Raw genomic sequence first — 10,086 nt, forward strand, 5'->3', positions numbered from 1 at the left:
TTTAACCATGTCTGTGTTCACCCCCCTGGCTCGGCCCGAGCTGGAAACCTTTCTTGCCCCTTACGGGCTCGGCCGCCTGCTTGATTTCCAGGGGATTGCCGCTGGTAGTGAAAACACCAATTTCTTCATCAGCCTGGAACAGGGCGAATTTGTCCTGACCCTGGTCGAGCGCGGCCCCGTGCAGGAAATGCCGTTCTTCATCGAACTGCTGGACGTGCTCCACGACGCTGATTTGCCAGTGCCTTACGCCCTGCGTACCACCGACGGCGTGGCCTTGCGCGAGTTGGCGGGCAAACCGGCGCTGTTGCAACCGCGGCTAGCGGGCAAGCACATCAAGGACGCCAACGCCCAGCATTGCGTGCAAGTGGGCGAATTGCTCGGGCACCTGCACCTGGCCACCCAAGGCGAGAAGGTGTTGGAACGCAAGACCGATCGCGGGCTGGACTGGATGCTCAGCGAAGGCGCGCAACTGATTTCGCACCTCGACGCGGAACAACGCGGCCTGTTGCAAGCGGCGCTGGATGAGATCGAGGCGCACAAGGCGCAGATCCTCGCGCTGCCCCGGGCAAACATCCACGCCGACCTGTTTCGCGACAACGCGATGTTCGAAGGCACGCACCTGACCGGGCTGATCGACTTCTACAACGCCTGCTCGGGGCCGATGCTGTACGACGTGGCGATCGCCCTGAACGACTGGTGCTCGGACGCCGACGGCGTGATCGACGGCCAACGGGCGCGGGCGTTGCTGGGGGCTTATGCGGGCTTGCGACCGTTTACCGCCAAGGAAGCGGAGCTGTGGCCGACCATGCTGCGTGTGGCCTGTGTGCGGTTCTGGCTGTCACGCCTGATTGCGGCGGAATCGTTCGCCGGGCAGGACGTGCTGATTCACGACCCGCGCGAGTTTCAGGTGCGCCTGGCGCAACGCCAGCAGGTCAAGACCCCGCTGCCGTTCGCGCTGTAAAGATCGTACGCGATCAAAATGTGGGAGCGGGCTTGCTCGCGAATGTGGAGTTTCAGTCACCAGATGCGCTGACTGATCCACCGCATTCGCGAGCAAGCCCGCTCCCACAGTGGTTATGCGGCGTCTATCAGAGCGACTCCAGGCACCCAGCCAGGTCATTCCCCAGCTTCTCCAGCACCTGCTCATACCCCTGGGCGGAGGCCGGCGTGTAGCCGCCCAACGCATCCAGCTCCGCCAGCTTCACCGGCAAACCCGCCACCAGCGTTTCCGCAAGGCGCGGGCGCAACGGCGGCTCGCTGAACACACAAGTCTTGCCCACTTCCTGCAAACGCGTACGCATCGCTGCCACATGCTGGGCGCCCGGCTGCACTTCTGCGGCCACGCTGAACACCCCGGTGTGCTTGAGGCCGTAGGCATCTTCGAAGTAATCGAAGGCTTCATGGAACACGAAGTACGGCTTGCCGGCGACGTCCGCCATACGTGCCTTCAAGCGCGCGTCCAGTGCATCCATACGGCCATCAAAGGCCTTCACGTTGCTCTGGTAACGCTCGGCGTTCGCCGGGTCGGCAGCGCTGAGATCCGCCGCCATGCGGTTCGCAATCACCCGGGCGTTGACCGTCGACAGCCACAAATGCGCATCCAGGCTGCCCGGGCGATGGTCATGATCATGTTCGTCGGCATCTTCAGCATGGGAGTGGCTATCTTCGGCGAACCGACGCAGTTTCATTCCCGGAAGGTCCTGCACCGCCACCGTCGGCAAGCTGCGGCCTTTCAAGACACGCGGCAGAAAGCTTTCCATGTCCGGGCCGATCCAATAAAGCAGGTCCACCGACTGCACGCGCCGTACGTCGGAAGGGCGCAGCGCATAGTTATGCGGCGAAGCGCCCGGCGGCAGCAATACCTCGGGAATCGCCACGCCATCCTGCACAGCAGCAGCAATCAGTTGTAACGGTTTGATGCTGGTCAGCACCCGAACCTCCGCCTGAGCGGCACCGGCAAGCAGCAAACTGGTGACAAATACGACAAAAACGGGAAAAAGTCTGGACACGATGACCACTCAAGGAGGCAGGAACAGGTAACATAATAACGTCTCTCACAAATATCTGTCGCCGCTCATGCCTAAAACACCGCTTGCCAGCCGTCCCCATGACCACTCTCACTGCGTGCACAGCGCACTGTCAGAGGCCGACGCCTTGTGCGCGCGCCAAGGCCTGCGCCTGACCGCCCTGCGTCGCCGGGTGCTGGAGCTGGTGTGGCAAAGCCACAAGCCGCTGGGTGCCTACGACATCCTCGGCGTGCTCAGCGAGCAGGACGGCCGCCGCGCCGCGCCGCCCACGGTGTACCGCGCGCTGGACTTCCTGCTGGACAACGGCCTGGTGCACCGCATCTCATCGCTCAACGCCTTTGTCGGCTGTAACCACCCGGAACACGCGCACCAGGGCCAGTTCCTGATTTGCCGCGAGTGCCACGCCGCCATCGAACTTGAGCAAAAAAGCATCAGCGACAGCATCATCAAGAGCGCCGGCGACGTCGGCTTCAAGGTCGAAGGGCAAACCGTCGAAGTCGTCGGTGTGTGCTCGGGCTGCCAGGGGGCTTGATGAGCACTGCGTTAATCCGCCTGGAGCAGGTCGGGGTCACGTTCGCCGGGCAAAACGTGCTGGACAACATCGCCCTGAGCGTCGAGCCAGGTCAGATCGTCACGCTGATCGGCCCCAACGGTGCCGGCAAGACCACCCTGGTGCGCGCCGTACTCGGCCTGCTCAAGCCCGACAGCGGCAGCGTGTGGCGCAAGCCGAGGCTGCGGGTCGGCTACATGCCGCAGAAGCTGCATGTGGACCCGACCTTGCCCCTCTCGGTGCTGCGCTTCCTGCGCCTGGTGCCCGGTGTCGACCGTGCCCGCGCACAGTCCGCCCTCAAGGAAGTGGGCGCCGAACAGGTGATCGACAGCCCGGTGCAAAGCATCTCCGGCGGCGAAATGCAGCGAGTGCTGCTGGCCCGCGCCCTGCTGCGCGAGCCGGAATTGCTGGTACTGGATGAACCCGTACAGGGCGTCGACGTCGCCGGCCAGGCCGAGCTGTACAGCCTGATCACCCGCCTGCGGGACCGCCATGGTTGCGGCGTGCTGATGGTCTCCCACGACCTGCACCTGGTGATGAGCACCACCGACCAGGTGGTGTGCCTCAATCGTCACGTGTGCTGTTCCGGCCACCCGGAACAGGTCAGCGGCGATCCGGCTTTTGTCGAGCTGTTCGGCAAGAACGCCCAGAGCCTGGCGATCTACCACCACCATCACGACCACGCCCATGACCTGCATGGCGCTGTAGTCGATGACTCCACCGCATCCCACACCCACGTTCATGGAGATAGCTGCAAGCATGGCTGATTTTCTGCTCTACGCCCTGCTGGCAGGCTTGGCTCTGGCGCTGGTGGCGGGCCCACTGGGCTCGTTCGTGGTCTGGCGGCGCATGGCCTATTTTGGCGACACCCTGTCCCACGCTGCGCTGCTGGGCGTGGCCATGGGATTTCTGCTGGATGTGAGCCCGACCATTGCCGTCACCGTCGGCTGCCTGCTGCTGGCTGTGCTGCTGGTGACCCTGCAACAGCGTCAGCCGCTGGCCTCCGATACCCTGCTGGGCATCCTGGCCCCAAGCACCTTGTCCCTGGGCCTGGTGGTGCTGAGCTTCATGCATGAAGTGCGCATCGACCTGATGGCCTACCTGTTCGGCGACCTGCTGGCAATCAGCCCCACCGACCTGGCGTGGATTCTAGGTGGCAGCGCGGCAGTGCTGGTGCTGCTGGTGACGCTGTGGCGCCCGCTGCTGGCGATCACCGTTCACGAAGAACTGGCCACCGTCGAAGGCTTGCCCGTGGCGGCGCTGCGCATGACCCTGATGCTGCTGATCGCAGTGGTGATCGCTGTCGCGATGAAGATTGTCGGCGTATTGTTGATCACATCGCTGCTGATCATCCCGGCTGCTGCGGCCCAGCGTCACGCCCGCTCGCCGGAGCAAATGGCGCTCGGCGCCAGCCTTCTGGGGATGCTCGCGGTGTGTGGTGGCTTGGCGCTGTCCTGGTTCAAGGACACCCCGGCCGGGCCGTCGATTGTGGTCACGGCGGCCGCCCTGTTTCTGCTGAGTTTTGTCCTGCCCCGTCGTGGGGTGTAGACTTGCTCGCTTTTTGCGCAATTAGAGAGTCGCAGGAATGAAGCTGTTCAACGCCCGTTATCTGCTCCTTGCCGCATTTTCCTTGCTGCTGGGCGCCTGCCAAAGCACCCCGCCCGCCGCCCCCCAGGCGCCGGACGCACGTGCTGCGGCCATCGCACAGCTGGAGCAAAACCTCGCCAGCAGTGAACTGGCCACCGCCGAAGACGAGCTGGCCGCCTTGCAGGCCCAGTCGCCCAACGATCCGGCGCTGGAGCCTTATCAGCGCCAACTGGCCGAAGCCTATTTGCAGCGCAGCCAGATCGTCCTGCAAAAGGGTGATGTCAACGCTGCCGCGACGGCCCTGAGCCGCGCACGGGCATTGATGCCCAAGGCTCCGGCGCTGACCGGTGGCGTCAACAGTGCGATCGCCCATGCCCGTAAAGTCGAGCTGGACAAAGCCGAGGCCGCCCTGAAAGCCGCCGAAGCCAAGCCGCCGGCCAAGGTCATCGACCCGGCAGCGCCAAGCACTACGGTTGCGCTGAACCTCACCGATATCGAGGCGCTGCGCCATCAACTGGATGAGATCGCCACCGATGTGGTGAATTATCAGTGCGATGTGAGCATCCAGGCACCGCGCACCGAAGATTACCCATGGCTGGCCACGTTGCTGACCAAACGGGTGAAGCGCATCGATTCGGGGTATGACCTGAAGATTCACCGGCAGATCCTGAAGAAGGTTCCGGCGCAGGTCGTGATGATTCCGCGTAAAACTGAATAACGCCATTCGCGAGCAAGCCCGCTCCCACATTTGACCGCATTCCAAAGTTGGAACTCGGTTAAATGTGGGAGCGGGCTTGCTCGCGAAAGCGGTCTAACAAACAACCGATACCTTAAGCCGGAACAGCTTTAGCCTTCGGCTCCCGACCCCAGACCCGATGCTGGGCAATCGCCGCAAAGAACGCCTTAAACGCCTTCGCGTCGCCACCCACAATCAAGCCCGCATCCGCCTCAAGCTTCAGCACATCCAGCAACTGCTTCGCCTCACCGGCCAGGGCAATTGCCTTGAGGTGCTTGTACGCCTCCAGCAGGTAATGCAACGCCACACCATCAGCGCTCAACGCCTGAACCGACTTGGCGCCACCCGGCACAAACACCGCATCGAACGCCACCGAAGGCAAGCCTTCCATGGAAGCATCCACCGGTAGGCTCTTGCCATCCGCCGTCGTTACCGGCGCCGAGGTAGGCCCCAGCAACTTCGCATGCGCACCTGCGGCCTCAAGCGCCTTCTTCAAGGCATCAATCGCCGCGCCATCAACACCGTTCGCCGCCAGAATCGCCACCTTGCGGGTCTTGATATCACCCGACAGCAAATTGGCCTGGCTCAACGCTGGCGAGCGTTCCGGAGATGTCTTGCGCTCTGGCACCGTGCCTTTAGTCGGTGCTGGCAAGCCCAGGTTCTGCGCCACACGCTTGGCCAGTTCGAGGTCGATGTTGGCGAGGATCTCATTCACCTGGCGAGCGCGAATAAATTCACGCTCCACCTTGCCCAGCTCAAAGCTGTAGGCGGCGATGATGTGCTCCTGCTCGTGCTTGCTCATGCTGCGGAAAAACAAGCGCGCCTGGGAGAAGTGATCACCGAACGACTCGCTGCGCTCACGGATCTTGTGGGCATCAATGCGCTCCGGATACGTCTCAAAACCACCGTCCTGCGCCGCAGGCGGAGTTTCTTTCGGCCAGCCGCCATCAATCGAGTTCGGCTCGTAGGACGCGCGGCCCTTGTCGATGGTGGTGCGGTGCATGGCATCGCGCTGGCCGTTATGGAACGGCGCTACCGGACGGTTGATCGGCAACTCGTGAAAGTTCGGCCCGCCCAGTCGGCTGATCTGCGTATCGGTGTAGGAAAACAGACGGCCTTGCAGCAGCGGGTCATTGGAAAAGTCGATGCCCGGCACGATATGCCCCGGGCAGAACGCCACTTGCTCGGTCTCGGCAAAGTAGTTGTCCGGGTTGCGGTTGAGCACCATCTTGCCCAGCGGCGTGATCGGCACCAGCTCTTCGGGGATCAGCTTGGTCGGGTCGAGAATATCGAAGTCGAACTTATGCTCGTCCTCTTCGGCGATGATCTGCACGCCCAATTCCCACTCCGGGTAATCGCCACTTTCAATGGATTCCCACAGGTCACGACGATGGAAGTCGGTGTCTTTGCCCGCCAGCTTCTGCGCCTCGTCCCACACCAGGGAACAGGTACCGACAGTAGGCCGCCAGTGGAATTTGACGAAGTTGGATTTACCCTCGGCGTTCACCAGGCGGAAGGTGTGTACACCAAACCCCTGCATGGTCCGTAGGCTTTTTGGAATGGCCCGGTCAGACATGGCCCAGATCACCATGTGCGCCGACTCCGGCTGCAGCGAGACAAAATCCCAGAACGTATCGTGGGCCGAGCCGCCGGTAGGAATCTCGTTGTGGGGCTCAGGTTTTACCGCATGCACGAAGTCAGGAAACTTGATCGCGTCCTGAATGAAAAACACCGGCATGTTGTTGCCCACCAGGTCGAAGTTACCTTCGTCGGTGAAGAACTTCACGGCAAACCCACGCACGTCACGCACGGTATCGCCGGAGCCGCGTGGGCCCTGAACCGTGGAAAAGCGCGCAAATACCGGGGTTTTATGTTCCGGGTTACGCAGGAACCCGGCCTTGCTCAGCGCCGAATGATTTTCATAGGTCTGGAAATAGCCGTGGGCACCGGTGCCCCGGGCATGGACGATGCGTTCCGGAATCCGCTCATGGTCAAAGTGCGTGATTTTTTCACGCATGATGAAGTCTTCCAGCAGCGATGGGCCACGGGAGCCGACCTTCAAGCTGTTCTGGTTATCGGAAACCTTCACGCCCTGGTTGGTGCGCAGCGCCTGGCCCGTCGCGTCGGAGCGGAATGTTTCCAGGCTTTGCAGCTTGGCGTTGGTGTTGCCACGGTCCAGAGTGTCGGTGCCCGCAAGTTCGCTCTTGGGCGGGGTAACTGGCTTTTTAGTACTCATCAGACAAAAACTCCTCGTTTGCGTAGGCCAGAGCGATCCCCGGCTCTTCTTGAGCAAAACCCCAGGCACGGCACCTGGGAGTTTCGAGTTGCTTATGTAGTGACTGACACGGTTTTGTACCGTTCCTTTTTTATGACCTTTGATCGCGTTATTGCCAAATCGCTGGTCGGATGAGAAATAAATGCTAAGAAACGCTATACGGACAGGCTAAAATGCGCGCCCGGCTAACCGCTGATCCCTTTTTAATGCGCCCCACAAGGTTCGCTACGTGATCGAGTTTCATAACGTCCATAAAACCTACCGGGTCGCCGGTAAGGATATCCCCGCACTGCATCCCACCAACCTGCGCGTCGAAAATGGCCAGGTGTTTGGTCTGATCGGCCATTCCGGTGCGGGAAAAAGTACTTTGCTGCGTCTGATCAACCGCCTGGAGCAACCCAGCGGCGGCCAGATCAAGGTCGATGACGAAGAAGTCACCGCCCTCGACGCCAACGGCCTGCGCCGTTTCCGGCAACAGGTCGGGATGATCTTCCAGCACTTCAACCTGCTGGCATCCAAGACCGTTGCCGACAACGTGGCGCTGCCGCTGACCCTCGCGGGCGAACTTTCCCGCAAGGAAATCGACCTGCGCGTGGCCGAATTGCTGGCCCGGGTCGGCCTGTCCGACCACGCCAAGAAGTACCCGGCGCAGTTGTCGGGCGGCCAGAAGCAGCGCGTCGGCATCGCCCGCGCCCTGGCCACCAAGCCGAAAATCCTGCTATGCGACGAAGCCACCAGCGCCCTCGACCCGCAGACCACGGCCTCGGTCCTGCAACTGCTGGCCGAGATCAACCGCGAGCTGAAGCTGACTATCGTGCTGATCACTCATGAAATGGACGTGATCCGCCGCGTGTGCGACCACGTGGCCGTGATGGACGCCGGCGTGATCGTCGAGCAAGGCACCGTCGCCGACGTATTCCTGCACCCCAAGCACCCGACCACCAAGCGCTTCGTGCAGGAATCCGAGCAAGTCGACGAAGGCGAACAGCGTGATGACTTCGCCCATGTACCGGGGCGCATCGTGCGCCTGACGTTCCAGGGCGAAGCGACCTACGCGCCGCTGCTGGGTACCGTCGCCCGCGACACGGGTGTGGACTACAGCATCCTCGCCGGTCGTATCGACCGCATCAAAGACATTCCCTACGGGCAACTGACCCTCGCCGTCACCGGCGGTGACATGGAGGCCGCCTTCGCCGCCTTCACCGCGGCAGACGTCCATATGGAGGTGCTGCGCTAATGGAAATCCTCTTGAGCTTTTTCTCGAACATCGACTGGTCGGAAATCCTGCTCGCCACCGGCGACACCATGACCATGCTGTTCGGCTCGCTGCTGTTCACCGTATTGCTGGGCTTGCCGTTGGGCGTGCTGCTGTTCCTGTGCAGCCCGCGTCAGCTGTTCGAACAAAAGAATGTTTATGCGCTGTTGTCGCTGGTGGTGAACATCCTGCGTTCGCTGCCGTTCATTATCCTATTGATCGTAATGATCCCGTTCACGGTGCTGATCACCGGCACCTCCCTGGGTGTTGCCGGTGCAATTCCGCCACTGGTGGTGGGTGCCACGCCGTTCTTTGCGCGCCTGGTGGAAACCGCGCTGCGTGAAGTGGACCGCGGGATTATCGAAGCGACCCAGGCCATGGGCGCGACCACTCGCCAGATCATTACCAACGCGTTGCTGCCCGAAGCCCGCCCCGGCATCTTCGCGGCGATTACGGTGACGGCGATTACACTGGTTTCCTACACGGCCATGGCCGGTGTAGTGGGTGCCGGTGGCCTGGGTGACTTGGCGATCCGCTTCGGTTATCAGCGCTTCCAGACCGACGTGATGGTGGTCACCGTGGTGCTGCTGCTGATCCTGGTACAAATTCTGCAAACCGTCGGCGACAAGCTGGTGGTGCACTTTTCTCGAAAATAACGGCTATTGCCGGCGTTAAGCCGGCCAATTCCCGAACAAGGAGCTTGCTGAATGAAAAAACTACTGGTTGCTTTCGCCGCCGTTGCCGCGTTCTCCGCCCACGCCGCCGAAACCCTCACCGTGGCCGCGTCCCCGGTGCCGCACGCTGAAATCCTCGAATTCGTGAAGCCGGCTCTGGCCAAGGAAGGCGTAGACCTGCAGGTCAAAGTCTTCACCGACTACGTTCAGCCAAACGTACAGGTAGCCGAAAAGCGCCTGGACGCCAACTTCTTCCAGCACCAGCCGTACCTGGATGAGTTCAACAAAGCCAAGGGCACTCACCTGGTAAGCGTTGGCGCTGTGCACCTGGAGCCTCTGGGCGCCTACTCCAGCAAGTACAAGAAGCTGGAAGACCTGCCAAGCGGCGCCAACGTCGTGATCCCGAACGACGCCACCAACGGCGGCCGTGCGCTGTTGCTGCTGGCCAAGCACAACCTGATCACCCTGAAGGACCCGACCAACATCCTGTCGACCATCAAGGACATCACTGAAAACCCGAAAGGCCTGAAATTCCGCGAACTGGAAGCCGCCACCCTGCCGCGCGTGCTGACCCAGGTCGACCTGGCGCTGATCAACACCAACTACGCCCTGGAAGCCAAGCTGGACCCCTCCAAGGACGCACTGGTGATCGAAGGCAACGACTCGCCTTACGTGAACATCCTGGTGACCCGCGAAGACAACAAGGATTCGGACGCGGTGAAGAAGCTGGTAGCAGCCCTGCACACCCCGGAAGTGAAAGCGTTCATTCTTGAGAAGTACAAAGGCGCGATCCTGCCGGCGTTCTGATCCAAGGCCGAAACCCCGATCGAAAAAGCGGACGCAGAGCGTCCAGTGCGGCATTCCCACGCAGAGCGTGGGAACGATCCAAACCAATGTGGGAGCGGGCTTGCTCGCGAAGGCGGTGGTTCAGTCGATACATCTGTTGACTGACACACCGCCTTCGCGAGCAAGCCCGCTCCCA

10 protein-coding genes are annotated in these 10,086 nt (G+C 61.6%); 8 read left to right on the plus strand and 2 right to left on the minus strand.

The window, feature by feature from the left end:
- The first annotated feature begins 7 nt into the window (after window positions 1-7).
- Window positions 8-961, plus strand: a complete 954-nt coding sequence (locus ACIOMR_RS19105) for a homoserine kinase (protein WP_102367835.1) — start codon at window positions 8-10, stop codon at window positions 959-961.
- A 127-nt stretch (window positions 962-1,088) separates the two neighbouring features.
- On the opposite strand, the gene ACIOMR_RS19110 is transcribed toward ACIOMR_RS19105, so the two are convergent.
- Window positions 1,089-2,018 (minus strand): zinc ABC transporter substrate-binding protein, encoded by a 930-nt coding sequence (locus tag ACIOMR_RS19110; protein WP_008439631.1) that lies wholly within the window; start codon window positions 2,016-2,018, stop codon window positions 1,089-1,091.
- Window positions 2,019-2,076: 58 nt separating this feature from the next.
- Here ACIOMR_RS19110 and ACIOMR_RS19115 point away from each other — a divergent pair, with 58 nt between their 5' ends.
- The 4 genes from ACIOMR_RS19115 to ACIOMR_RS19130 are packed head-to-tail and all read left to right on the plus strand — an operon-like array spanning window position 2,077 to window position 4,882.
- On the plus strand, window positions 2,077-2,559 hold the full coding sequence (locus ACIOMR_RS19115; protein WP_003214819.1) for a Fur family transcriptional regulator: 483 nt from the start codon (window positions 2,077-2,079) through the stop codon (window positions 2,557-2,559).
- The gene (gene znuC / locus ACIOMR_RS19120) at window positions 2,559-3,344 is read left to right on the plus strand and encodes a zinc ABC transporter ATP-binding protein ZnuC (RefSeq protein WP_008439630.1); all 786 of its coding nucleotides are present in this window, start codon (window positions 2,559-2,561) and stop codon (window positions 3,342-3,344) included. The genes ACIOMR_RS19115 and znuC overlap by 1 nt, the downstream gene beginning before the upstream one ends.
- On the plus strand, window positions 3,337-4,125 hold the full coding sequence (znuB, locus tag ACIOMR_RS19125; RefSeq protein ID WP_003214823.1) for a zinc ABC transporter permease subunit ZnuB: 789 nt from the start codon (window positions 3,337-3,339) through the stop codon (window positions 4,123-4,125). The genes znuC and znuB overlap by 8 nt, the downstream gene beginning before the upstream one ends.
- 37 nt (window positions 4,126-4,162) lie before the next feature.
- Entirely contained in the window at window positions 4,163-4,882 is a 720-nt protein-coding gene (locus tag ACIOMR_RS19130) for a PA5502 family lipoprotein (protein ID WP_401195791.1), read from the plus strand.
- A 112-nt stretch (window positions 4,883-4,994) separates the two neighbouring features.
- Here ACIOMR_RS19130 and katE read toward each other — a convergent pair whose 3' ends face one another.
- On the minus strand, window positions 4,995-7,136 hold the full coding sequence (gene katE / locus ACIOMR_RS19135; RefSeq protein WP_401195794.1) for a catalase HPII: 2,142 nt from the start codon (window positions 7,134-7,136) through the stop codon (window positions 4,995-4,997).
- A 268-nt stretch (window positions 7,137-7,404) separates the two neighbouring features.
- Between katE and ACIOMR_RS19140 the strand changes: the two genes are divergently transcribed.
- The 3 genes from ACIOMR_RS19140 to ACIOMR_RS19150 are packed head-to-tail and all read left to right on the plus strand — an operon-like array spanning window position 7,405 to window position 9,911.
- Window positions 7,405-8,412 carry a methionine ABC transporter ATP-binding protein gene (locus ACIOMR_RS19140; RefSeq protein ID WP_003214829.1) on the plus strand — a complete coding sequence of 336 codons (1,008 nt, stop codon included), beginning with the start codon at window positions 7,405-7,407 and terminating at the stop codon, window positions 8,410-8,412.
- The gene (locus ACIOMR_RS19145) at window positions 8,412-9,086 is read left to right on the plus strand and encodes a methionine ABC transporter permease (RefSeq protein ID WP_003214831.1); all 675 of its coding nucleotides are present in this window, start codon (window positions 8,412-8,414) and stop codon (window positions 9,084-9,086) included. Before ACIOMR_RS19140 ends, ACIOMR_RS19145 begins: the two co-directional genes overlap by 1 nt.
- A 51-nt stretch (window positions 9,087-9,137) precedes the next feature.
- Window positions 9,138-9,911, plus strand: a complete 774-nt coding sequence (locus ACIOMR_RS19150; RefSeq protein WP_003214835.1) for a MetQ/NlpA family ABC transporter substrate-binding protein — start codon at window positions 9,138-9,140, stop codon at window positions 9,909-9,911.
- The last annotated feature ends 175 nt before the right edge of the window (window positions 9,912-10,086 follow it).

Origin of the sequence: Pseudomonas sp. NPDC087814, from assembly GCF_044742865.1 — a bacterium.
GTDB lineage: Bacteria > Pseudomonadota > Gammaproteobacteria > Pseudomonadales > Pseudomonadaceae > Aquipseudomonas.

What these genes read in the sequence shown, in the direction of transcription:
- ACIOMR_RS19105 (WP_102367835.1), top strand. Translation starts at nt 8, where the DNA reads ATGTCTGTGTTCACCCCCCTGGCTCGGCCCGAGCTGGAAACCTTTCTT.
- ACIOMR_RS19115 (WP_003214819.1), top strand. Translation starts at nt 2,077, where the DNA reads ATGCCTAAAACACCGCTTGCCAGCCGTCCCCATGACCACTCTCACTGC.
- znuC (WP_008439630.1), top strand. Translation starts at nt 2,559, where the DNA reads ATGAGCACTGCGTTAATCCGCCTGGAGCAGGTCGGGGTCACGTTCGCC.
- znuB (WP_003214823.1), top strand. Translation starts at nt 3,337, where the DNA reads ATGGCTGATTTTCTGCTCTACGCCCTGCTGGCAGGCTTGGCTCTGGCG.
- ACIOMR_RS19130 (WP_401195791.1), top strand. Translation starts at nt 4,163, where the DNA reads ATGAAGCTGTTCAACGCCCGTTATCTGCTCCTTGCCGCATTTTCCTTG.
- katE (WP_401195794.1), bottom strand. Translation starts at nt 7,136, where the DNA reads ATGAGTACTAAAAAGCCAGTTACCCCGCCCAAGAGCGAACTTGCGGGC.
- ACIOMR_RS19145 (WP_003214831.1), top strand. Translation starts at nt 8,412, where the DNA reads ATGGAAATCCTCTTGAGCTTTTTCTCGAACATCGACTGGTCGGAAATC.
- ACIOMR_RS19150 (WP_003214835.1), top strand. Translation starts at nt 9,138, where the DNA reads ATGAAAAAACTACTGGTTGCTTTCGCCGCCGTTGCCGCGTTCTCCGCC.